The 22,405-nt window shown below is 37.0% G+C and carries 24 protein-coding genes; 14 read left to right on the forward strand and 10 right to left on the reverse strand.

The genetic code is table 11. From position 1 onward, the window contains the following. Nucleotides 1-367: 367 nt before the first annotated feature. From ACVWYG_RS17610 to ACVWYG_RS17620, 3 genes are all read right to left on the reverse strand, one after another. Nucleotides 368-610: a helix-turn-helix domain-containing protein gene (locus tag ACVWYG_RS17610; protein WP_457272098.1), complete on the reverse strand. Its 243-nt coding sequence runs from the start codon at nt 608-610 to the stop codon at nt 368-370. A gap of 442 nt (nt 611-1,052) precedes the next feature. Then, complete coding sequence (locus tag ACVWYG_RS17615) at nt 1,053-2,294, reverse strand: Y-family DNA polymerase (RefSeq protein WP_457272100.1); 1,242 nt, start codon at nt 2,292-2,294, stop codon at nt 1,053-1,055. Continuing rightward, nucleotides 2,269-2,712: a LexA family protein gene (locus ACVWYG_RS17620; RefSeq protein ID WP_457272101.1), complete on the reverse strand. Its 444-nt coding sequence runs from the start codon at nt 2,710-2,712 to the stop codon at nt 2,269-2,271. Before ACVWYG_RS17620 ends, ACVWYG_RS17615 begins: the two co-directional genes overlap by 26 nt. 550 nt (nt 2,713-3,262) lie before the next feature. On the opposite strand from ACVWYG_RS17620, the gene ACVWYG_RS17625 reads away from it, so the two are divergent. Both ACVWYG_RS17625 and ACVWYG_RS17630 read left to right on the forward strand, forming a co-directional pair. Beyond that, a complete protein-coding gene (locus ACVWYG_RS17625) occupies nt 3,263-3,520 on the forward strand; it encodes a hypothetical protein (RefSeq protein ID WP_457272103.1) in 258 nt (85 codons plus the stop codon). Nucleotides 3,521-3,530: 10 nt separating this feature from the next. After that, nucleotides 3,531-4,253 carry an SOS response-associated peptidase gene (locus tag ACVWYG_RS17630; protein WP_457272105.1) on the forward strand — a complete coding sequence of 241 codons (723 nt, stop codon included), beginning with the start codon at nt 3,531-3,533 and terminating at the stop codon, nt 4,251-4,253. Here ACVWYG_RS17630 and ACVWYG_RS17635 read toward each other — a convergent pair whose 3' ends face one another. The 5 genes from ACVWYG_RS17635 to ACVWYG_RS17655 all read right to left on the reverse strand — a co-directional run bounded on the left by ACVWYG_RS17635 (nt 4,254) and on the right by ACVWYG_RS17655 (nt 11,254). Continuing rightward, nucleotides 4,254-4,511 (reverse strand): hypothetical protein, encoded by a 258-nt coding sequence (locus ACVWYG_RS17635; RefSeq protein WP_457272107.1) that lies wholly within the window; start codon nt 4,509-4,511, stop codon nt 4,254-4,256. A 21-nt stretch (nt 4,512-4,532) separates the two neighbouring features. Then, nucleotides 4,533-5,027 carry a hypothetical protein gene (locus ACVWYG_RS17640; RefSeq protein ID WP_457272109.1) on the reverse strand — a complete coding sequence of 165 codons (495 nt, stop codon included), beginning with the start codon at nt 5,025-5,027 and terminating at the stop codon, nt 4,533-4,535. A gap of 74 nt (nt 5,028-5,101) precedes the next feature. Then, on the reverse strand, nt 5,102-8,734 hold the full coding sequence (locus ACVWYG_RS17645) for a DUF7149 domain-containing protein (RefSeq protein ID WP_457272111.1): 3,633 nt from the start codon (nt 8,732-8,734) through the stop codon (nt 5,102-5,104). Between the two features lie 127 nt (nt 8,735-8,861). Further along, entirely contained in the window at nt 8,862-9,062 is a 201-nt protein-coding gene (locus ACVWYG_RS17650; protein ID WP_457272113.1) for a hypothetical protein, read from the reverse strand. A 662-nt stretch (nt 9,063-9,724) separates the two neighbouring features. Continuing rightward, a complete protein-coding gene (locus ACVWYG_RS17655; protein WP_457272115.1) occupies nt 9,725-11,254 on the reverse strand; it encodes a gliding motility-associated C-terminal domain-containing protein in 1,530 nt (509 codons plus the stop codon). Between the two features lie 115 nt (nt 11,255-11,369). Between ACVWYG_RS17655 and ACVWYG_RS17660 the strand changes: the two genes are divergently transcribed. The 12 genes from ACVWYG_RS17660 (at nt 11,370) to ACVWYG_RS17715 (ending at nt 20,637) form a co-directional block, all read left to right on the forward strand. Further along, on the forward strand, nt 11,370-11,660 hold the full coding sequence (locus ACVWYG_RS17660; protein ID WP_457272117.1) for a hypothetical protein: 291 nt from the start codon (nt 11,370-11,372) through the stop codon (nt 11,658-11,660). Between the two features lie 726 nt (nt 11,661-12,386). Beyond that, a complete protein-coding gene (locus ACVWYG_RS17665) occupies nt 12,387-12,617 on the forward strand; it encodes a hypothetical protein (protein WP_457272119.1) in 231 nt (76 codons plus the stop codon). A gap of 306 nt (nt 12,618-12,923) precedes the next feature. Then, nucleotides 12,924-13,262: a winged helix-turn-helix domain-containing protein gene (locus tag ACVWYG_RS17670; RefSeq protein WP_457272121.1), complete on the forward strand. Its 339-nt coding sequence runs from the start codon at nt 12,924-12,926 to the stop codon at nt 13,260-13,262. Nucleotides 13,263-13,395: 133 nt separating this feature from the next. Beyond that, nucleotides 13,396-14,550 (forward strand): XdhC family protein, encoded by a 1,155-nt coding sequence (locus ACVWYG_RS17675; protein ID WP_457272123.1) that lies wholly within the window; start codon nt 13,396-13,398, stop codon nt 14,548-14,550. Next, nucleotides 14,547-15,164 (forward strand): nucleotidyltransferase family protein, encoded by a 618-nt coding sequence (locus ACVWYG_RS17680; RefSeq protein WP_457272125.1) that lies wholly within the window; start codon nt 14,547-14,549, stop codon nt 15,162-15,164. The genes ACVWYG_RS17675 and ACVWYG_RS17680 overlap by 4 nt, the downstream gene beginning before the upstream one ends. Then, a complete protein-coding gene (locus ACVWYG_RS17685) occupies nt 15,154-15,390 on the forward strand; it encodes a MoaD/ThiS family protein (protein WP_457272127.1) in 237 nt (78 codons plus the stop codon). The genes ACVWYG_RS17680 and ACVWYG_RS17685 overlap by 11 nt, the downstream gene beginning before the upstream one ends. Further along, complete coding sequence (gene moeB / locus ACVWYG_RS17690) at nt 15,387-16,400, forward strand: molybdopterin-synthase adenylyltransferase MoeB (protein ID WP_457272129.1); 1,014 nt, start codon at nt 15,387-15,389, stop codon at nt 16,398-16,400. The genes ACVWYG_RS17685 and moeB overlap by 4 nt, the downstream gene beginning before the upstream one ends. Beyond that, nucleotides 16,393-16,839 carry a molybdenum cofactor biosynthesis protein MoaE gene (locus ACVWYG_RS17695; RefSeq protein WP_457272131.1) on the forward strand — a complete coding sequence of 149 codons (447 nt, stop codon included), beginning with the start codon at nt 16,393-16,395 and terminating at the stop codon, nt 16,837-16,839. Before moeB ends, ACVWYG_RS17695 begins: the two co-directional genes overlap by 8 nt. Next, complete coding sequence (moaCB, locus tag ACVWYG_RS17700; RefSeq protein ID WP_457272133.1) at nt 16,833-17,729, forward strand: bifunctional molybdenum cofactor biosynthesis protein MoaC/MoaB; 897 nt, start codon at nt 16,833-16,835, stop codon at nt 17,727-17,729. The genes ACVWYG_RS17695 and moaCB overlap by 7 nt, the downstream gene beginning before the upstream one ends. Further along, nucleotides 17,722-18,714: a GTP 3',8-cyclase MoaA gene (gene moaA / locus ACVWYG_RS17705; protein ID WP_457272135.1), complete on the forward strand. Its 993-nt coding sequence runs from the start codon at nt 17,722-17,724 to the stop codon at nt 18,712-18,714. Before moaCB ends, moaA begins: the two co-directional genes overlap by 8 nt. After that, nucleotides 18,711-19,880 carry a molybdopterin molybdotransferase MoeA gene (locus tag ACVWYG_RS17710; protein ID WP_457272137.1) on the forward strand — a complete coding sequence of 390 codons (1,170 nt, stop codon included), beginning with the start codon at nt 18,711-18,713 and terminating at the stop codon, nt 19,878-19,880. Before moaA ends, ACVWYG_RS17710 begins: the two co-directional genes overlap by 4 nt. A gap of 1 nt (nt 19,881) precedes the next feature. Continuing rightward, the gene (locus ACVWYG_RS17715; protein WP_457272138.1) at nt 19,882-20,637 is read left to right on the forward strand and encodes a TSUP family transporter; all 756 of its coding nucleotides are present in this window, start codon (nt 19,882-19,884) and stop codon (nt 20,635-20,637) included. Between the two features lie 86 nt (nt 20,638-20,723). Here the strand turns inward: ACVWYG_RS17715 and ACVWYG_RS17720 are convergent, their stop codons facing one another. Together ACVWYG_RS17720 and ACVWYG_RS17725 are read right to left on the reverse strand one after the other, a co-directional pair. After that, entirely contained in the window at nt 20,724-21,716 is a 993-nt protein-coding gene (locus ACVWYG_RS17720) for an FAD binding domain-containing protein (protein WP_457272140.1), read from the reverse strand. A 2-nt stretch (nt 21,717-21,718) separates the two neighbouring features. Continuing rightward, the gene (locus ACVWYG_RS17725) at nt 21,719-22,396 is read right to left on the reverse strand and encodes a (2Fe-2S)-binding protein (protein WP_457272142.1); all 678 of its coding nucleotides are present in this window, start codon (nt 22,394-22,396) and stop codon (nt 21,719-21,721) included. Nucleotides 22,397-22,405 lie beyond the last annotated feature (9 nt).

Below are 22,405 nucleotides of genomic sequence, written 5' to 3' on the forward strand. Positions count from 1 at the left end.
AAGGTAAAATTGTCATGCCATCATAAACTGATGAGCCAGATCCCTAGGGGGGTCAGTATCATGCATTACCGGGGTCAACATGTCCGGAATATCCATCTATTACCCGTATTATATTATTTTTATAGGTCGTATAAATTGTTAGTAATTATTCCTTTAATTTTTATATTTCTACAATTTTTTGTTTTATCCATTTTTATATTTATCCTAATTCCGTTCATAGTTACATGGATTATTACAATGATACTCTTAAAACCTACCAAAGTTCAAAATTAATTTTCAGGTTGGAAAATCTTGCCATTCGCCATCTTCGGCAGTGCGATGTCGAATTTAAAACAAAATGTAATTGCAATATCCTGCTATTAAACACTTATTGATCTAACAGTTTTAGATCTTTGGTAAGATATTCTAAAATATCGTTTGGATTTACCTCTATCGCCAAAGCGACTAAATACAATTCATCAACCCTCAAATGTGAATTTGCTTGAGTTGATAACCTAGCCAACCGCGTTATGCTAATTCCTGTTTTCTGACTTACTAAAGATCTATTTACAGACTTTTTCGCCAGATAAATTCCAAATTCCGTTAACGTGTTTTTTTCAATTTTAGCCAATTCTGTTCTAATGAACTTAAAGCTACACTATGATATATTCTTAATTAAATAAACCTTTTATTAGATACATTATGTAATTACTTCAACACATCATGTATCAATTTATTATTTTCTAGGAGAAATCATGTTTTTAGAGGATGATAAGGTAGCTTTTGGGAGAAATTCAACACACTGATCAGTTATTTTTGAAAGACCTTAATAAAAAAAGGGAATCTGTTGATTCCCTTTTTTAGTTTCCGAAGGACAATTGGAGGGTTATAGAACGATTTTTTGGTTTTAATCGGTTAACAAAACAATTATTTCAATATGAATTTAATTAAAAATAAATTATGATAAAAACGCGTGGACACTGTCGCTTATTTTACCATGTAATGTTCTATATTTTTTTCCAACTTGTTAAGCGATAAATAAGCTTCAAGGCAATGAAGTAAAAAAACCGTCACTATCTTACCTTTATGATATCATCCCAAGAATTTGTGTAATCTGGCATCAGATAACTTCGACGCATATCCCATTTTTTCTTCAAACCTTCACTAGCCACTCTAATTGTTCCATTACCATAATATTTATTTAGGCTATCAATCACAGCACTCACTTCATTATTCTTTGACTTAAACTCCTTAAATAAATTTAGCTGCACTTCTTCTTCTGGTATAAGATTAGTCGCCAACACTTCTACTTTTTGAAATTTATATCCTTTTACAAAAATTCTCTTAAGGCCATTAAGCGCTACTTTAACAAGTTCTGGGGTGTTGTTGGCAGGATGATCTAGTTTGATCGTTATACTTGGATAAATTTGAGGCATGTCTGCTCTAAATCGATTGGTTAATAATCTTATCGAAATTACGTTGGTACAGAGCTGTTCCCGTCTTAACTTTTTTGCTAGCCGGGAGGCATAACTTGCGGTTGCCTGCTCCATGTCTGCAAAACTATCTACTAGTTTTCCAAAAGATCTGCTTGTACACATCGCCTTTCTAGGGTTTAAATGCTTTTTAAGATGTAAACAGCTTTCGCCTCTCAGCTCCTTCCACAAACGAACGCCAACTATAGACATGTTTTTGTTCACCCATTCGATTGGCAACACCCTAAATTTCTCCGCGGTATCGATATCTATCGAAATTAGCTTCTTAGCATATTGTCTCCCGATTCCCCAAACATCTCCGACAGGATAATTTTTAACAGCTTCGCTAATTTTAGATTCTGTATCTAACATTACGACCCCCCTACCTTTTTTAGCTAATTTGTTTGCAAGCTTAGCAAGTGTCTTAGTCGGCCCATAGCCTACACTAACAGGTATTCCTGTATTTTTAATGATAGTTGTGCGAATTTTGAAAAGGTATGGCTCTATATCAGAGAATCCTTCAAGTCTTAAGAAACATTCATCTATGCTGTACACTTCAATATCAGGACTAAATCGAGCTAAGTTATTCATCACCCGTTCGCTCATATTTCCGTATAATGCGTAATGGCTACTAAAAACGATTACCCCTTTTTCCTTAATTAAATCTTTGATCTGAAAGAAGGGTGTCCCCATTTCAATATTTAATGCTTTTGCTTCGTTGCTTCTGGCTATTACGCATCCATCATTATTACTTAACACCACAACTGGCGAAGTTCTATATTGAGGCATCCACACCCTATGACAGCTCGCATAAAAATTATTGCAATCTACTAGGACGTACATATTTACTTTTTTGAGGAACGCAATGCCAGGTTACGGCTCCGAATATTTCTATATCTTTTCCAGTAATATTTATTGGCGGTTTATGTCTGGAAGCATACAGTAATATCTGATTGTCTTTTTTAACAATAAATCTGTTCAACCATTCTCCATCTACATTGCAGATAATTAGGGAACCATTAAAAATTTCGCGAGATCTATCTACAATGATGATAGTACCTTCAGTTATTCCGTGCTCCTTCATTTCATCATTCATTGCTTCGAAATAAAAGGTATTTGTCGGATCGGCAACTATTTTTTGTGCGATATGAAGCTTTCTGTCTTTGTAATCTTCTGCAGGACTGATAAAACCACTTACAGAACCTGCATTCTCCAAGGGTTCTTGTTCATCATTTCGTGGAATTTCAATTTCTCGCAGCATCTTAATAGAATTATAATACAAAATAATGCTAATATTTTTAGCATTCCAAATTTAAACTAACGCTATTTTTTTTTAATTTTTAAAAGATTTGGCTGATGGCTGATGCTTATCTAGTTAGGGGAATTAAAGATGATTTTTATTCTTATGTTGGCAGGATCTTCAGTTTTGGGAAGCGCAAGTAAAAAAAGTTGAAGCGAGCCTTACGAGCGAAAGTGTTTTTTCGATGCGGTGCGTATCGGAAGATGTTTGATATGAATTGGGTTTGGAATGGCTATTAAACTTCTGGAGATAGAAGGATTAAAGTTCTGAAAAAGGTTTTACGCTGAATTTAATTTAAAATCTAGATCCGCCACCTAACTGTAATCTCAAATTTTTTCATACTAAAATTACAAAACTCTAGTTCGTCTTTTTTTTTAAAACTGATTTCTATATATTTATGTTTTCAACTAGAATTTGCATTTAAATTTAAGTGCCTGTTCCGTTCAGATAAAAAGTTTTCTAATGACTAGTATAATTGTAAATCAAGCATCTTGCTTTTCAAAAATGACATATGGAGCAATTCAAAACTAGGATTACAACAGCATACGGGAAAAATATTGTGAGGTGTAGTTTTGTAGAAGAAAACCTTATGCTTGTCATTGTAGAACAAACTGTTGATTTTGAAGAATTCTTGAGCGCGGTTAGAGATACCGTAAGGGGACATGTAACATTTAAACATCCTTACACCTTATTTCTGTTACAGTCTTCTGATTATCAGAGTGCATCAGATGCAAATTACAAGCAGGCACTCGTAGAAATTAATAATTAATCCTTTTACCATGTGCTATCTAGTAACCCAAAAAAGTAATGCTTCGGAGATAAGTGCCTATTACGATGCGCCCGTAACTAACTCTGAAGAAATTGAGGAGATGAAAACGTGGTTTAAAGCAGACGGGTTTGCTCATCCAAAATTAATGGTTTTACGAGATCAGGAAGGAAAGCGTGAATTGGAACTACAGCAGTGGGGATTGATGCCATCTTGGAATATGCCAATGGATAAAATGTTAAAGCTTGCGAAGGGCACATTAAACGCGAAGTCTGAAACGATAAGGGATTTAAAATCTTTTAAAAATTCCATCGATTCTAAAAGATGTATTATTCCGGTGAATAATTTTTTTGAATACAAGCATGTAAAGGAAGAAAAAGAAGTTCAAAAGCTACCCTATCTAATTCATCCTGTCGAGCAGCCCTTCTTCAACTTAGCAGGCATTTACAGCCATTACAAAAATCCCGCGACTGACCAGTGGATTACTTCATTTTCTATCGTCACAGAGCCTGCTAATGTTTTTATGGCAGGAATACACAATAGCGCTAAACGAATGCCTCTAATGGTGTCAAATGAACTAATTAATGACTGGATTAACCCAAGTTCTCCTCAAAAAATGGTTGATGAGATTATGCAATTTGCTTGTGACGATTCTTATCTAGCTGCTTATCGGGTTAGGCAAGATTTGAAAAAGGCAGGAAATGATGAGAGTGTGATGGCACAAATTGAGAGTTAACTAAGGTTTTGCAACTCGGATCGAATCTTTTAGTCGTCTAATTGAATCCTCCATGCTTCTGTTCGCATATTCTAAAATTGCGAGGATAGATTTTACATCTTCGGGGTTTCTTTCACTTAAAAAACTACTCTTTATAATACTGATTGTTCTTCCTTCGCCAATTTCTAAATCGTTTGATAAATTTAGCGCTACTAAATTAGTTTGAAAATAGTCTAAAGCTTTTATTTTTTCCTCATTATCGAAGCTAACGTACCCCACATCTACGGTGTCTTCAGAAAGTTATCCATATTTAGTCAAAAATTGAGTTTTTACTCTAAGTTTTAGACTATCTAAAATTTCAATTTTTTGGAAATCTATTGGGAATCCAGTGGAGTCTAGAATTAAGCTGCCAAATAGATATTTTCGATAGTCTGATGTTAATTTTATAATCTTACTTTCTGTAGAATTTAAGAGCATAGGAAAATCATTCAAAACTGATCCACCCATATCCTTATAGTAATGCCTCCCATTATTCCCTTTAACTTCTAATAAAAGTGTACTTCCAAGGATCATTTCAATCTGATTCCCAGTATTTTTAAATAAAAACGGTACCTCGATAGTAAATTTATCATTGTTATAGTTCGGGGAGAAAAAAGTATACTGCACTTCATGATTTTTATAAAAGAACTGAAAGTATACAGCAATTAATGAAACTAATAATGCTGAAATACTTAAAACGTCTGAAATTGATATTTTGTAAACCCGCTCTTTAGATTTTTTGACTATTTTCTTCAAGTTATAAATTCTATTGTATCCCTTTATTATTGATTAAATATCACTTTCAAAATCGTAAAACAAACGGTTAACAGTTACGCTTCCACGATAGCTATCTCTTCTTCAGTGAGGTTGTAAAGTTGATAAACTAGTTGGTCTAATTTATTTACAAGGTCTAGGGAATTGACGGGAGCAATTTCGTTTCTAATGTTTTTAACTAATATTGAAATACGATTTTGGTATTCAGAGTTTTCAGGAATATTAAAAGATGACAAGGTATCCGTATTAATTTTCGGAAAAGCAGCTCGATCAAGATTTACATTAGATGACTTTACGACGTAGGAAAGGAATCTCGAACAAATTAATCCCAAATAAAAATCTAAATCGATATCTCTATTTTTTGGTTTAAGGGTAATTACGTCTGTATTGCTAATTTTAAAAGTAGATTCTATAGTAGCATCAATATAACGTTTAGACACTATTCGTCCCACCAATATTCTTTTATCGTTAAAGATATGGCGTTGGCGCGATGCCGCTAAATTTTCGCCATACTTTACAAAATAATTTGAATTGGTGGTTTTAAATCGTTTAATGTCCCTTGCTCTCAATAACTCTACATAACTATCATCTATTTTAGTATTTGATTCATAAATTTTTTCTTTAGAAAAATCTTTCGTCTGAACTGGTAGGCCTTTACCAACTTCATAAAGCTTTGCTCCAAACCTCAAATCAAAAACTTCGCCTATAGTCATAGTACCTTTCGAAACAATTTTTTTCTCAAATGAAATTTGTGGGATTTTATCGCTAATTTTTGATTTGAACGTCTCGTCATAAATCCAAGACTTAGCATGAATTGCGTCTAAACGTTCGTTAATTGTTTTAAATTCTCGATCGATGGACACAACTTGCATTAATTTAGTATCTATTTCACTTTTTAACGTGAAGATAATTAAGGTATCTACTGTTGCTAATTCAAAAATAGAATATGTATTTACCAGCAAATACGAGTGATAAGTTTTGAACAAGTATCTTCTTAACAGGTCATCATACTTCGTAGACAACCAATAATTAGGAACAATATAGCACTGAAGCCCTTCTAATTTTAGAATTTTTAACCCTTTTTCAGCAAACAGACCGAAAGTATTAATTTGGTATTCTGAGGTTTCAAAATTTTCCTCGAGAAATTTCTTTTCTATTTTCTCAATTTTATTTGAAGGTATGTAAGGCGGGTTGCCAATCACCACATCAAACCCAACAAAGCCTCCCTCATTGTTCAGTACTTCAGGAAATTCAAAACGCCATTCAAAGGCATTTTCGAAAACCTTATTCGATTTTATCTCTTCAATTTCATTCTCGAGCAGTTTAATTTCTTTGCTGAGATTTTCTACATCTTTAGTCCAATTCGCTTTCTCCTTCTTACCTTTTTCAAAAAGTTGCACTTGGTTAGTTAATTGAAATAACTCTCCCGAAAGTTTTCTTAGCTTAACCGCTTTTTTATCATTCAAAGAAATCTCACTTCTAAAGTCAGATTTAATTGCTGCGATAAGCCGTTCCATCTCTCGCTTCTCGTCTTTATTTTTTGCATTCCGATAGGTATCTACCGCTACCCGATAGCTATCTATACTCCATTTGCTTTTTTTCAGTGCCTGTTTTAAGTCGGCATCTATGGCAAACCTACTTATCAAAGAATTGCCGCACTTTATATTGATATCAATGTTCGGAAGCGTTTCTAATTCCGTGGCATTCTTGTAATAGGCATTTTTTAAAAGTTCTATCCATAACCTTAACCTGCAAATTTTAACAGAATTAGGGTTTATATCAACGCCAAATAAACAGTTTTCTATAATGGTCTGCTTTTCATGAAACAGCGTTTCTTGTATCCTTTGGCTCTCTTTATTGTTCGGATTATAGTCGAATAATTCGCCATCTTCATCAGTAAGAATAAGTTCATCATTTACCACTTCTATGTGATATTCTTTTAAACGTTTCCCACCTCTATCTTGTAATATTTTGAGGTCGTTCTTTACCGAAATTATTTCGTTTAGTGCCGAGACTAAGAAATGCCCAGAACCAACGGCCGGATCACATATTTTTATACTGTTAACAATTTCATTTGCTTCTTTTCTATTCTCAATTTTATCATACAAATCTTCCAAGTTGATACAGTGCCAATTTTTACGCTCGTTAAATTTTTGTACAATTGCTTTTCTAATGGTCTCGCGGCACATGTACATGGTAATAAATCCAGGTGTAAAGAAAGAGCCATCTTTATAACCGTTTATTTTCTCGAAGATTAAGCCAAGAACAGAAGCATTAATTAAGGTTTTGTTTTCTTCTTGTATTTCCTCAGAACCTTCGCTAGTAAAGTCGTATGCATTTAAAAACTCAAATAGGTATTGGAGCGTGGTCAGATTGCCAGTGAGCTTATTACCATGCTCATTTTTTAAAACCGTAGAAGATATTATCGGTATTTTTTTATCGTCTTTTAAATTACTAATGTACAACCCAAGATGCTCGATCTCTGTCGGTTCAAATAACGAAGAATTTAGATAAGGTACTTTGTCAAACAGCTGCTTTACATCTTTATTTCGATCTTCGAATTTCCTCGCTAATACTTGAAAGAACAGACTGTTTAAATCATCGTAGTTTTTAATTTTATCACTATTTAAAAATGCAAAAGAAGTATCTCCTTTATGGTAGGTAATAAGTTGAGCTTCTAATAATTTTAAAAACAGGATCCTATTTATCCAAGTAATAGAAAGTTCTAGCGCTAAATTAAATAGCCGTTCTTGGTGGGTAGCACCAAATTGGCTGGGTTTTTCCAGCCTGCCAATTTTATCCATCGTGTCTAACTGGATAATGGCATCTTCTAAAATACTCCCAGTATTTCTATTGGCCTCTTTGTTCCGGCCAATTAATTTTTTTCCTCCTTCTTTAGTTTCTGCTAAACCAATTATATGAAGCAGTTCGCTATAAAAGCGCTTATCTAAGCTATTGCTATCATTGGTAAAAGGAAGTTTTAATAAATGCTCCGGAGAGAGTATTTTGTAAAGTGCGATTAAAATATGATCATCTTTTTTATCTTCGTTTCTTAGTGGCTTCTGATAATCTTGCAAATTGAAATGAGTAAATTCAATTTCCGATTGGATACTATCTATAAACGGCTGCGCAATTTGACTATAAAAAAATTCTGTTTTTACTTCTGCCAATCGACCGCCTTCAAAATCTAAAAATTTTTGCTCCAAACTTTTGTTCTGTGCAAACAACCTGTCGAAGGTTACGGCATCAAAAATAAACCATTCGTTAATATTGGTAACAACGAGGTGTCTAACCTCTAAATTTTTATGGGTAATACGCTCCCGTAAATAATAGAGCACCAACTCTTGAAAAGCTTTAACGTTCAGCTTTGAGGCGCTGATCATTTCGCTTTTGTTTGTCGGTTTTTTTGCTTCAATAATAACTCCTACCGTAGTCTCCGCTTTATTTCCGTTATGAATGACTAAATCATTTCTCCCTTTCGTATTTATGAAATGATTAGGCTCGTAATACGTTCTCTTTAAGAAATCGCTCACCAAATTTTTATGAAACTCTTCAGATTCATGGTCATTGGTTCGGTCCAACAATTGAATAAGATTAGTTTTAAATTTTTCGATTTCCGCCCTGCTAGGTTTAACTTTTAGAAAAGCCTTGTTTAATGCCTTTCTCGGTTTGAATTCTTTTAAAATCATCTATCGCTTTTGAGAGGTTGTTAAGATAGGGAATATAGGGGAATTATAATTGAAAAGAGGACATTCTTTGCTCCCTACTAAAGATTTTTTTGTACCATGCAATAATGGTATTGAGCTTTACGAAAATTTATAGATTAAATATTTCCCTTTTAAAATCTACATAATTTTCGCTTGGATCTAATAATGATTTAAAGATGTCGTCTGCCTTTATTTTAGTAAAACTGTTTCCCAAATCTTTTCGAACTAATGCGGCCAATTCCGCCCAATTCCAAAGTCGTTTTCCAGAAAGTCTATTTTTCTCCCATTTAAAAAATTTGTTGATAATCAAGGAGTTTGGAGATCCTATAGTTTCCGACCTTCTTTGTAGTTACGTAAGTACAAATCCCAATTATTTCTATGCTCTTTTCTAAATTTAAACCGATTAGGAACACGTGGTTTTTTTCTGATGCGCATGTAGTTAAAAGGTAAAAATACAAAAGGATAAACTCGCGAAGGCACAGGTTTTTAAGCTTAAGAGAAATTAGAAGTAGCGAAAGGAACAGATAGGAAAGCGGTTTTATCAAAATAAAAAAAAGTCAATTTTGTTTGCACTATGTTTGCACCAATAATTTTTTAAATTTGTAAACAATTCACTATTAAGTATTTGACAAATAAAATTCGAACCCCTCATTTCCCACATTATTAATAACAACTGAAAGGAAACGTCTAGAAACCGTTTCCTTTTTGCATTTAAAGCCCTTTTCTCAGGATATTTAAGTTAGCAATCAATATTTTTTGCACCAATGTCTGCACCAAAATGGCTTCAATAAAAGCTCTACACTATACTAGAAAGACGTATTCAGGTGGCGGTCATTCGACTATTTCCAACTAATCGATCTTCGACAGGTTTTAAAAAAAGTAATATATAATTGCATCCCAAAATATTGGGATTTAAGTCTCTCGTTTAAGGTCAGCCGCCCCAAATGCCTTTGAAATAAATAGACTCATAAATTATCTGATCAATGTGACGGAGCCTGTAATTGGCTTGGCTGATTTTGTGGTGATTACGTAATAATAAACCCCTTCAGGTATATCCTCACCATGTATCCTACCATCCCAAACTGGCTTAATTCCCTTGCCTTCAAATACGATGACCCCATACCGGTTGTATACGCGCACTACTGCTTCTGGATGATCTTCTAAGCGCTCCACCTTCCATACGTCGTTTAGTCCGTCACCGTTGGGACTGAAAGCATTGGCCGGGCTTAATGGCGGGCAATAGGCTACTACAATATAGGCGGTATACGCCTTACAGCCACCTGCATCCGCCACTTCCAGCGTATAGGTTCCCGGCTCAGTAACTTCCAGATAATTGGCTGTTCCGGCCTGCCCTTGCCAAGTATAGGTTTCAAATCCTTCTGCTGCGGTAGGCCTTAAACTTGGCTTCCGAATGGTACAGATCTGTATTTCCGGTAAGTGGTCTAACTTGATCTCACTTTGCACAATTACTGCTGTGGGCGCGCTCACCTTTTGGCAATAGGAGTCGAGGGTCATCGAAAAAAAATAGTCTCCAGATTTGTTAACTTCAATTTCACGGGTCGTTTCCCCGCTACTCCACCGGTAAGTAGCGCCCAAAAGTAAGGGAGCAGTTAGCTTTACTGTTTCGCCATAACACAGCGATTTATCCGTACTGCGGGTAATGATCGGTTCAGGCAACTGCAGGAAATTGACTTTCACGGATTTTGAGGGAGTGTAATACTCATCACAATTATTGACTTCTACAAGGTAAACCCCGGGGGACGTGACCCTGTAGGTGTTGGAAGTTCCGCCATTTATTGGGTTCCCATCCTTCATCCACTGGTAACGGTAGGTATTGTTGGCTGCAGTCGTTAACAATTTTGACCCGCCTTGGCAAATGTTGATCTCGTCAGGCGGTTGGAAAGTGATCATGGGATCGGGTGTATTCCTAATGGTGATGTTACCAATTTCCGTCACTATATTTTCGCAAAGCGAGGTCACTATCACACCATAAGTGCCCCGTCTGGTCACCAGTATTGATTTTCGGCCATGAAGGTCGATCATCTCTACCCGGTCACCATAGTTGTCTTCAGACCGCATCCATTTTACGTCGTATCTTTGTGCATAGTCGGCAGGTAAGTTAAGGTGCAGATCAACCCCACCACCACACAGGTTGAAAAAGGGATTTGCACAAATTGTGCCCTCAGCCTGTGGGTTATCAGAACTTAGCAGAAAGCTCGAACAAATATCACCCCGAACGTTTATGGGGTTTATGGTCAGTTTTTTAATACCAGCATCCGTTGCCACCCAGATCACCTGCTCGCAAAAATCAATGAGACTTTCTGGGGCACGGTTTGAGCCATTTGAGATTTCCGTTGCGATGCCGTTTACTTTTCCCAATGCCATCATCACCCCTTCTGCAGCCGGCAAGGTTAAATCCGGCTGAAAACTGAAACTTCGGATGTAATAAAGCCCTTTATTTGTTCCGGCCAACAGAAATCTGGTATTGGCGGAAGACCTCAACAAGTTGATCTCCGCCAGATCGCTCACTTTTGTATCGCTGAGTATGGTTCCGGTGCCGCATTGATCTTCCTGTTTAAAGTATAGACCGTTGTTTGTGCCCCAAAAGTCATAGAGCGTGCCGGAACGCCCCGGGATCGCATTAAAAGGGGATTCAAACAAAGTACAGTTGATGTTTGAAGGATTTGGCACCGAAGGTTCGGCCAAAAATGTTGATACGGGCTCTCCCGCCAACCGATTTAACACTCCCTCATTTGCCGGAGCGCCCGAGCAGGTTAAGCCAAATCCTTTATACTTAAATTCAATTGATTTCAGTCCCGAGTTGGTTATTCGCCAGTCTGTTTTATTAGGAGCCGAAGCAACCATTGGTGTGCCCACGATAAGCGGGGCGTCTCTGAAAACCGGATAGAGATTGTTATCTGTTGCCATGGCGAGCCAATCTCTTGTTCCGTAATAACTGCTAAAATCCGGGTTGATGCGCGCATTTACAACTGCGATATCGTTGATGCTGTTCACCCCTGCCGGACTGGAGATGGGCTGTAAAATCCCGTGATGATCTGAATAACTGATTACTTGCGGTCCCGGAAGCGCCGGCTGCATCAGAAAATACAGCTCGTTTTCGTTGTAACCTGTTATGTCTGTAATTTTTTGACCTGCAGTTGGTGTAAATACCGAGAATTCATTCTGAGTGATCAGCTTATAATAAACCACGCCGGTCGCAGATACGGCCCAAACCGATCTGTCTTCGGTACAAACAAACACCTTGGCCATCGCCTCCGTAGGAAACGTTCCCGGCGCCTCGGTAAGCCTAAAGTCGTACTGACCAAATCCCTTTAGCCAAATCAGCAAAAAAAATAATATGGATAATATTTTGATGCTCACTAGAATTGTTGAAGAAACTAACTCCCTCTCGGTGATTCAAATATAAACATTTTATGAATAGTGATTTGGCTGTTCAGAATTTTTGTTCCAATGACCATCTGCTCTCTATTCTGCTGCTATTAACTCCATACCATCGGCAATACTTATTCGCTCGTGGCTCTTTTACGTTGGTTCTAGCAAACGTAAGAAAATCATCGAACAGTTTGTCAAATAACAAATCCCTTTTAAATGACATTCAATAATTTTATAACTTATGGAAGCAGTCTTTAATTATTTACTACAGTTTGAGCACCTCAATCAACAACAGATGACCACCACTAACACCATAAGCGTAGCAGACACCGTAAAGGGCCTAAAACCAAATTCCAACGTCATTAAAATTCCTTATCTACTGTTAAAAGCGGCTAAATTAACTTTCTATATCCTCGATTTTCAGGTTGATAAATTCTCCCACCCGAAATCCACAGCCATAAATAAGACTTAGCATAGTTCGATGTTTTAGGTTCTCACAACTTCCTATGCCGGACGCGATAATCTTGGCGTCCAGCATTTTCGGCAATATGCTTTCTTTCTGCGGCCTTCAATCTCATTTTTATAGCTGCCAAATTTCAATAGGTTCCGGCAATAATAAATCAAAAATTTGATCAACGTGTAAGCGCTGCTTGCACGGAGGCTAATTTTTTCGAAATAGAATTCATGTTGTAATTTAGCTGAAAACATCCTACATTACTACAGCGTTTTCCGGCATCGATTCGTAAGAAAACTTTGCTTCACAATTCCTAAAAACTCAATGAATCAAATAAAATTTAAATATTGGATAGAAGCAGATGGCAAAAAGTTTTATGGGCCAGGCCCGCATGAACTGCTGGAAAAAATCCAAACTTTAGGTTCGCTTTCCAAAGCTGCCAAAGAGATGCAAATGTCTTATAAAAAAGCATGGGAAATGGTGCAGCGGCTAAATAAATATGCCGATGACCCACTGGTGATCATGAAAAAAGGCGGGGCAACAGGCGGCGGAGCAGAAATTACACCATGCGGACTTGCAATTATGAATGCCTACTCCATTTTTCAAAAAAAGATCAAAACACTCATAAATAAAGAGAAAGTGCTTCTCGCATTTTTGAAATAAACTTTCGTGTGCAGGTATTTCATAGAAATTGCTAAATTTGTTAAGCGTTATGTTTTCAAAAATATAGCGTTTTTTCAATGATAGTAAAAGATTTGGCACAAGATTATTTTGCGGGCTTCGAGCTAATAAATTCATGAGAGAGTTAGATTCTATCATAAAAAAATACGAAAATTTAAAAGCTCAAGGAACAAATTCCGTTCTTGCAACCGTTGTGCATGTAGAAGGCTCTGCATATAGGCGCGCTGGCGCAAGAATGATTGTTGATGAATTTGGAAATATTACAGGCGCCATTAGCGGCGGATGTTTAGAAGGTGATGCACTTCGAAAAGCGCTACTTGCATTGCACCAACAGCAGAATAAATTGATCACCTACGATACAAATGAGGATGCTGACGCAACAATTGGCGCACAATTAGGCTGCAATGGCGTTATCCAGGTGTTGTTTGAACCCATATACTACCATGACAGTACCAACCCTTGTGAATTACTAAAGGTTTTAGTTTTGCAACAAGTTGCATCAGCAATTGTTATCGGTTTTAATTTCGACAAAGCAAAACAACAATTGGGGACTACCTTAGTTTTTGATGAAGATCAGAAGCGTTTTGGAATGCAACCTGAAATTGAGTTTTTAGAGATGGTGAGTAAGGAAGCAAATCTAGTGCTAAAAAACCAAAAATCTAGCGCTATTCAATTGATTATCGAAGGAGAAACGCAACAGATTTTTATACAAAATTATCAACCGCCGATTAAGTTAATTATAGTTGGCGCAGGCAATGATGCGCAAATTTTGGCAAACCTAGCAGAATTGTTGGGTTGGGAAGTTATTGTTGCAGATGGCAGACCTTCCCATGCCAGCAAGCAACGTTTTGTAAGTAGCTGCCAAGTAATTGTAACTAAACCCCAACAAATACTTTCTTCCATCGATGTAGACTGCAGAAGTTATTTCGTGCTAATGAGTCATAATTACAATTACGATCTGGAAGTACTGAGTGTTTTGATTGCTGAAGATGAAGTACAATATATAGGAATTCTTGGTCCGTTAAAAAAATATCAGCGTATGCGAAGCGATTTGAAAAATAAAGGATTTGAATTAACTAACGCGATAAATAAGAAGATTTACGCGCCTATTGGCTTAGATATCGGTGCTGAAACTCCTGCAGAAATAGGACTTTCAATTTTGGCAGAAATACAGAAAAGCTTAACCAAGAGTAGTGGCAGTTCTTTGAGAGAAAAAACAACCCCTGTGCACAAAGTAGAAGACAATCAATTAAAACACGTAAAAATTTGATCTCCTCCGCTAAAATTGGTGTTGTCATTCTTGCTGCTGGTTCGTCTAGTAGACTAGGATATGCAAAACAATTAGTTGAACTTAATGGAAAGTTTTTATTACAAAATGTTATTGATGTAGCAGAGGAGTTAAATGTTGAACCACGAGTGTTGGTTTTAGGGGCGAGGGCAAATGAAATAGCAGGTAACATTAATTTTAGAAATTTTGAGGTTTTAATAAATCGAAATTGGGAAGAAGGGATGTCTAGCAGCATCAAACTCGGGTTGGAGAGCGCTCAAAAAATGCAAACCAATCTAGCACATTTGCTTATATTGCTGTCAGATCAACCGCTTGTGAGTAAAATAAATTTGGAAAATTTGATTTCAACTCATCTAGCCCATGATAATCAGGCAACTTTTTCAGAATATGCTGGAGATATTGGTGTTCCGGCAATTTTTTCGTCAATCGTTTTCCCATATTTAAAAAAGCTCAAAGGTGACCATGGAGCAAAAAAATTGATAGAACAGGAAATGCTTAATTTTGGGACTGTAAAATTTGATGGAGGAAAGTTTGATGTTGATACCGAAAAAGATGTAGCCACACTTAAACAATTTGAGATAAAAAATGAAAGTTAGTGTAAAATATTTTGGCCTGATGGCAGAATTAGCAGGCAAGAATGAAGAGGTTCTAGAAATACAGGACAGCTGTTTCGCTGAAGCTGTCAAACTTAAACTTGTAGAGAAATATAACATTCCTGATTCTGCTTCTGTTCAATTGGCCGTTAACAAAACTTTAGACTACTTGCTAGCCATAGAAGATGGTGATGAGCTTGCCCTTTTACCACCATTTGCCGGAGGATGATGCGGTACGATAGACAGATAAAGTTAGACGAAGTTGGTGTTTCTGGACAGGAAAAACTGGCAATGGCGCGCATACTAATTATTGGTATCGGTGGCCTCGGTTGTCCTGCGGCGCAATATCTTGTAGGTGCAGGTGTAGGTAAAATCGGCCTCATGGATTTTGATAAGGTTTCTATCACGAATTTACATCGCCAAGTGTTGTATGGTGAATTTGATGTTGGAAAACCAAAAGCTACTGTAGCTAAAGAAAAATTATCAGCATTAAATAGCGAAGTAAAGTTGGTTTCAATTAATCAAGCGCTGACCAAAGAAAATGCCGAAGAATTATTTAGTCAATATGATCTAATATTAGATGGAACGGACAATTTTGAAACCAAATATTTAATTAACGATGCGTGTATATTAACTGGAAAGCCATGGATTTACGCATCTATTTATAAGCAAGAAGGACAGCTTTCGGTTTTCAATTATCAAAATGGACCATCTTATAGATGTTTGTTCCCAAAAACTACGAAGCAACATATAAGTTGCGAAGAAACTGGAGTTTTGGGATTTGTGCCTGGCGTTTTTGGACTGCTGCTGGGGCTGGAAGCGCTAAAAATTATGCTTGGTATTGGAAACGTATTTTCTGGAAAAATCCTAATTTACAACCTTCTAAGTGGCGAGCAGGAAACTTTAAGCCTTCGGCGGAAGCCAGAAGAAATTGAAAAAATAAGGCAACAAGGAATTATACCAATGCAACTAAGTTGTGAATTGAATAACCAGAATCTGAAATATTTAGATGTTCGTGAAGCATCTGAACAGCCAAAAATAAATGGTGTAAATGTAGTTCAAATTCCGATTGCAGAGTTAAGGCATCGCTACCGCGAAATCCCGAATAAAGAAGAAGTATTGGTGTTTTGTCAATCGGGATCGAGAAGCCTTAAAGCAATTGAGATTTTGCAGCAGGAATTCAATTTTAATAATTTAAAAAATGTAACTGGTGGGATAAAATCAATTATAAATGGATAGGAAAACGCCAAAGAAAGTATTTGCGCATGGAGCTATTTCGCCAGACCAAATTTCAAAATCAATTGCCAACCATAGCTCCAAAACCAATATTGGTGCGCATAGCATCTTTTTGGGCCAAGTGAGAGCAGATGAAATTGATGGCAAAATAGTAAGTGCGATAGAATACTCAGCCTATGAAGAAATGGCCGAAAATATTTTTCACGAAATTAGAGAAGCCGCTTTTTTAAAATTTGATATGACCTGCGCACACATTTATCATAGTTTGGGCGAAGTTAAGGCAGGAGAAATATGTCTTTTCGTTTTTACCTCCTCTGCGCATAGAAAAATTGCGATAGAAGCTTGTAACTATTTTGTTGAAGAAATAAAAGCCAAAGTGCCCGTTTTTGGCAAAGAGATTTTTGAGGATTCATCCCACACATGGAAAGTAAATAAATGGTAGATATAACCCATAAAATTAATACGTTAAGAGAAGCTACAGCCATTGCAATTGTTAGAGTTTCTAGCTTGGAGACTATAAAAGCAATCGAAGACAATAAAGTTCCAAAAGGAAATGTGTTCGAAATGGCTAAAGCAGCAGGCTTACTCGGAGTTAAGAAGACACCAGATTTATTGCCGGATTGCCATCCAATACCTATAGAGTTTACCGGTATAAATTATAAAATCGAAGGATTAGAAATTAAAATCTTCCTAACGGTTAAGACCATTTATAAAACGGGAGTTGAAGTTGAAGCCATGCATGGTGCAAGTATAGTTGCATTAACAATGTATGATATGCTGAAACCGATAGATAAGCATGTAGAAATTGGGACGATCAGACTCGATCATAAAAAAGGTGGAAAATCATCCTTTGAAGTGGATGCTACAGGCTTAACAGCACTCGTTGTAGTGTGTTCTGATCGAATTTCTAGTGGCATCGGTACGGATGCTTCAGGAGAAATTATCCTATCGAAAGTAGAAAAATTCGGAATAAGCACGAGCAAAATTATTATCCCAGATGAGGTAGAAAAGATAGTATCGGTATTAAATTCAGCAAATGCCGATTTAATAATTTTTACGGGTGGAACGGGCGTTGGGCCTCGAGATGTTACACCAAAAAGCATCGTTCCCTTGTTAGATTTGAGGTTAAATGGTGTAGAAGAGCAGATGAGAAGTTACGGACAAGCACGAATGCCCTTTGCAATGCTTTCTAGATCTATTGCGGGAATAAAAGACGGAAAAATAGTTTTAGCGCTGCCAGGTTCTACTAAAGGAGCGGCAGAATGTATTGACGCCGTTTTTCCACATCTATTGCACATTTTTAAGGTAATTGAAGGAAATAGACATGACTGAAAGATACCCAAAGATAATTGACAACTTTGGCAGGCCGCATACCTACCTCCGCATTTCTTTAACCGACCGGTGTAATCTCCGTTGCTTCTATTGTATGCCAGAAGATGGCATCGAACTCATGGAAAAATCAAACATCATGAGCATAGAGGAAATTATAGCACTTGCAAAAGTTTTTCGAGATTTAGGTGTCCATACCATACGTTTAACCGGCGGAGAACCTTTGGTACGAAAGGATTTTGGATTTTTGATTGAAGAACTAGCTAAGCTAAAAGTTGTTTTAAAAATCACCACGAATGGCATTCTACTCGATAAATATTTAGATACTTTCCAAAAGATTGGTCTCAAAAAAATAAATTTAAGTCTGGATACCTTAGATAAAGCAAAGTCTGTTTTTATAACAAAAAGGGACTATTTCCAGCGGATCTTAAAAAATCTAGAAACGGCTTTAGAGATGGACATGGAAGTAAAACTAAATATTGTGTTGATTAAGGGCGTTAACGATAACGAGATAATTAACTTTATTGAGTTGACCAGACATAAAAACCTTACTATTAAATTTATAGAATTTATGCCTTTTAAAGGCAATAAGTGGGATTGGAGTAAGGGCGTGGGTAAAGAGGAAATTTTAACCACCATTGCTGCAAATTTCGGGAGTGTAGAAGAACTTAATAATCCAACACATAGTACATCTTCCAATTTTAGGGTAGAAAATCATGTCGGAACTTTTGCAATTGTAAGCACCATTACCAATCCATTTTGCGGTGATTGTAACCGAATTAGGCTTACCGCCGATGGGAAGATGAAAAATTGTCTTTTTGCAAATTCCGAAACAGATTTGTTAACACCTTTTCGAAATGGAGATGAAATGGAAGGTATTATTGTAAACGCTATTAAAAGCAAGAAATACGCCCGCGATGGAATGGATTTAAAAATGGATGCTGAACATTACGAGCAAAATAGATCTATGATTTCAATTGGAGGATGATGGTTAAGATAGAAGAAGCGCTTAAAATTATAAAGAGCCAAAAGGTGCTGCTAAAAGAAGAGATTAAAAACCTTAACGAAAGTGTTAATTATGCCCTTGCTGAAGACATTAACGCACCATTTGATCTGCCATCGTTTGATAATTCTGCAATGGATGGCTACGCTTTATGCGGAAGTTTTTTGGAATATAAAATTGTAGGAGAGGTTGCAGCTGGCGACGAACTTGAGTTAAATTTATCAGAAGGCGAAGCCGTTCGGATTTTTACCGGAGCTAAACTTCCATTAAATACTTTTGCAATTGCAATGCAGGAAAAAGTAACTTTAGCAGAAAATAAACTCTGCTTGGAAGAATTTCCAAAAAGAAATCAATTTATTAGAAAACAAGGTGCAGAACTGCCTAAAGGAAAATTAGTTTTTAAAAAGGGATATGGCATTACGCCTGCCGGAATAGGTTTATTGGGAAGTTTCGGACTTAAAAAGATAGAAGTCTTTAAAAAACCGATGATCAGTATAATCACCACCGGAAATGAACTTGTTGAACCTGGCGACTTAAAAGCCAAAGCCCAAATTTATGAGTCTAACAGTTATGCGCTTGAAGCCGCTTGCAATCAGTTTGGCTTTTATTGTGTTGAAAAAAAACGCATTGAAGATAATTTTCAAGAAATTAAAAAGGGAATTGAAACCGCTTTTCAAGTTTCAGATCTTTTAATTCTCTCTGGTGGAATTTCTGTGGGAGATTATGATTTCGTAAAAAAAGCGTTAGAAGAAAATGAAGTAGAGCAGCAGTTCTATCAAGTATTCCAGAAACCCGGTAAGCCAATTTATTTTGGCAAAAAGGGAGATAAATTCGTTTTTGCCTTACCTGGAAATCCTGCCTCTACACTAACTTGTTTTTATGTTTACGTGCTACCCTTTCTCTATCAGCTAAGCGGCTCTGAAAAAACTGGGCTACCTTGCTTTTCGTTGCCAATCGCTCATAATTTTGAACACAACAGTGATAGACCATCATTTTTGAAGGCAAAAATTATAGATGGGGAAATTGAAATTTTGGATGGGCAGGGTTCTTCGATGATCTCGTCTATGGCTTTCGGAAATGCTTTGGCATTTATAGATATTGAAAAATTGCTTAAAAAAGGGGATAAAATATCTTGTATGCTAATTCCGTAAAATGCTAGCAGAATATTTACCCATCCTCTTCTTTTTTATTGCGCTGCTTTACAGTTCTGTAGGTTTTGGTGGAGGATCTAGTTATTTGGCCATTTTAAGTTTGGTATTGCCCAACTTTTATGAAATTAGATCTACCGCACTCTTACTAAACATTTTAGTGGTAACCATAGGCACATTTATCTACGTAAAAGACGGCGTATTAAAACCAAAGCAAATTTATCCATTTTTTATTTTGAGCATTCCCATGGCCTACTTTGGTGCACAGGTAAAAGTAACCCAACATGTCTTTTTCTTAATATTAGGAGGTGGATTAGTCCTGGCAGCTTTGTTTATGGTGCTGAGGTTTGTCAAGCAAAACATCGAGACCACCGAATTCTCCATTGCGAAAAAAATAATGTTAGGAGGCGCTATTGGGTTGCTCTCAGGTATTTCTGGGATAGGCGGGGGGATTTTTCTATCGCCGGTTTTAAACCTTTTGAAGTGGGCAAACCCAAGAATTATTGCCGCACTAGCCTCTGTTTTTATTTTGGTTAATTCCATTTCGGGGCTTATTGGCTTAAAAATGGCAGGTACGTTCACTTTCAACTCCGAGCGAATTATAAAATTGGGAATTGCCGTAGTACTTGGCGGGTTGTTGGGCTCTTATCTATCAAGCAAAAAAATAAATTTAAAGTACTTAGGGGTGTTAACGGCTATTTTGGTTTTTTATGTAGGTGCAAAATTAGTGCTCCTTCATGGATTTAAGATTAATATTTAAGGAAGATTGTTGTGGCAATTTTAGAACGCTACTTTAATCAAGCGATATAAACAGATAGAATAGCCTATTAATTTAAGAAAAAATTACTAGGAAAGACCGGTTACCTTCATAAATGCTTTTACAATTGCGCGCTTTCCAAGTTCTATTTTGTAGTCATTGTCACCGTAACCTTTGGCATCTTTCATTACTTTATCGGCAATTTGTTGAAAAAGTGCTCTGCTTGGTTTTTTACCTCTAAACATTGCTTCCGCCTCTAAGTCTCGCCAAGGTTTGGCCGCAACGCTACCCAAAGCCATTCGAGCATCTTTAATTATGCCGTTTTCTACTACTACAGCTGCAGCAACAGAAACCAATGCAAATGCGTAAGAATGTCTATCTCTTACTTTTAAATAATAGGAAGATTTTGCGAAAGCTCTAGAGGTTTCGGGGAGATCAATTGAAGTAATCAGTTCACCGGGCTTCAGATTGGTATCAATCTCCGGACTATTGCCTGGCAACCTTCTAAAATCAATCAAAGGAAGCGCTCTTTTTCCTCCATCTGCCGTTTGAATCTGTACTACAGCATCTAACGCTGCAAGTGCAGTGCACATATCAGACGGGTAAGACGCAATACAATCATTTGAAGTACCGAGTACAGATAAAATACGATTATGCCCTTTTATAGCATCACAACCGCTGCCAGGGTTGCGCTTATTACAAGCAAAATGTGGGGACATGTAGTAAGAACAACGGGTATTTTGCATTAAGTTGCCTCCGTTTGTAGCCTTATTTCTCAATTGATCCGTTGCTCCAAGTAGAATAGCCTCGCTAACCATCGGATAATCTTTTAAAACCAAAGCATTGTCTGCAGTATCGCTATTGCTTGCCAATGCACCCAATCGAAGAACATTGCCGACGCGCTCTATCTTGGAAAATGGCAATTCTGTTACATCAATAAGATAATCTGGCCGGATAACATCTCTACGCATTTGATCTATCAGATTTGTTCCTCCAGCTAGGTAAGCTGTTTTCTCATGCTCCAAATGTGCCTTTACGGCGGCATTGGCTGTTTTAGCCTTTGAGTATTGGAAAGGATTCATAATTATGCGGTTATAGGAGTTTTCGGAATTAGTTTTTTATCATATGTATTGTCTCGAACTGCTTTAACAGCCTCTACAATTCCTTTGTAAGCGCCACAACGACAAATGTTTCCACTCATCCATTCTCTAATCTCTGCATCTGTTCCTGCATGTCCCTCTTCTATCGTCTTAATTGCAGACATTATTTGTCCAGAGGTACAGTACCCGCACTGAAAAGCATCATTCTCCATAAATGCAACTTGGAGGGGATGGTATTCCGTATCAGACCCAATACCTTCAATTGTTACTACAGACTTACCGTCGGTTTGCACTGCCAAAGTTAAACAACTGTTTATGCGATCTTTGCCAAGATGAACGGTACATGCGCCGCAAGCACCTTGATTACAACCTTTTTTGGAACCCGTCAGTCCCAATTGTTCCCGTAAAAGGTCAAGTAAGGTTGTCCGAGGGTCAACTTTCATTCGCATTTTTTGCCCGTTGATGGTTGTATTTATCTCAACGAATGAGGCAAAATTCAACGGCGTCTCAGTTGGCTCAGCAAAAACTGTTGCATATGGTGCAACTGCCAACCCCACGGCGGCTAATGTTGCAGTTGCAATAAAATTTCTCCGACTGATTTCTACTTTAATAAGCGATTTTTCCTCAGGCCAAAGCTCCTTATTTTCTTCACTATTTTTCATGTGTTTTTC

This window comes from Pedobacter sp. UYEF25, assembly GCF_054061655.1.

Excerpts from the sequence above, each read along its gene's own strand:
- ACVWYG_RS17725 (WP_457272142.1), bottom strand. The coding sequence starts at position 22,396 with ATGAAAAATAGTGAAGAAAATAAGGAGCTTTGGCCTGAGGAAAAATCG.
- ACVWYG_RS17685 (WP_457272127.1), top strand. The coding sequence starts at position 15,154 with ATGAAAGTTAGTGTAAAATATTTTGGCCTGATGGCAGAATTAGCAGGC.
- ACVWYG_RS17615 (WP_457272100.1), bottom strand. The coding sequence starts at position 2,294 with ATGTACGTCCTAGTAGATTGCAATAATTTTTATGCGAGCTGTCATAGG.
- moaA (WP_457272135.1), top strand. The coding sequence starts at position 17,722 with ATGACTGAAAGATACCCAAAGATAATTGACAACTTTGGCAGGCCGCAT.
- ACVWYG_RS17665 (WP_457272119.1), top strand. The coding sequence starts at position 12,387 with ATGGAAGCAGTCTTTAATTATTTACTACAGTTTGAGCACCTCAATCAA.
- ACVWYG_RS17630 (WP_457272105.1), top strand. The coding sequence starts at position 3,531 with ATGTGCTATCTAGTAACCCAAAAAAGTAATGCTTCGGAGATAAGTGCC.
- moaCB (WP_457272133.1), top strand. The coding sequence starts at position 16,833 with ATGGTAGATATAACCCATAAAATTAATACGTTAAGAGAAGCTACAGCC.
- ACVWYG_RS17625 (WP_457272103.1), top strand. The coding sequence starts at position 3,263 with ATGGAGCAATTCAAAACTAGGATTACAACAGCATACGGGAAAAATATT.
- ACVWYG_RS17695 (WP_457272131.1), top strand. The coding sequence starts at position 16,393 with ATGGATAGGAAAACGCCAAAGAAAGTATTTGCGCATGGAGCTATTTCG.
- ACVWYG_RS17670 (WP_457272121.1), top strand. The coding sequence starts at position 12,924 with ATGAATCAAATAAAATTTAAATATTGGATAGAAGCAGATGGCAAAAAG.
- ACVWYG_RS17715 (WP_457272138.1), top strand. The coding sequence starts at position 19,882 with ATGCTAGCAGAATATTTACCCATCCTCTTCTTTTTTATTGCGCTGCTT.
- ACVWYG_RS17710 (WP_457272137.1), top strand. The coding sequence starts at position 18,711 with ATGATGGTTAAGATAGAAGAAGCGCTTAAAATTATAAAGAGCCAAAAG.
- ACVWYG_RS17675 (WP_457272123.1), top strand. The coding sequence starts at position 13,396 with ATGAGAGAGTTAGATTCTATCATAAAAAAATACGAAAATTTAAAAGCT.
- moeB (WP_457272129.1), top strand. The coding sequence starts at position 15,387 with ATGATGCGGTACGATAGACAGATAAAGTTAGACGAAGTTGGTGTTTCT.
- ACVWYG_RS17645 (WP_457272111.1), bottom strand. The coding sequence starts at position 8,734 with ATGATTTTAAAAGAATTCAAACCGAGAAAGGCATTAAACAAGGCTTTT.
- ACVWYG_RS17720 (WP_457272140.1), bottom strand. The coding sequence starts at position 21,716 with ATGAATCCTTTCCAATACTCAAAGGCTAAAACAGCCAATGCCGCCGTA.
- ACVWYG_RS17620 (WP_457272101.1), bottom strand. The coding sequence starts at position 2,712 with ATGCTGCGAGAAATTGAAATTCCACGAAATGATGAACAAGAACCCTTG.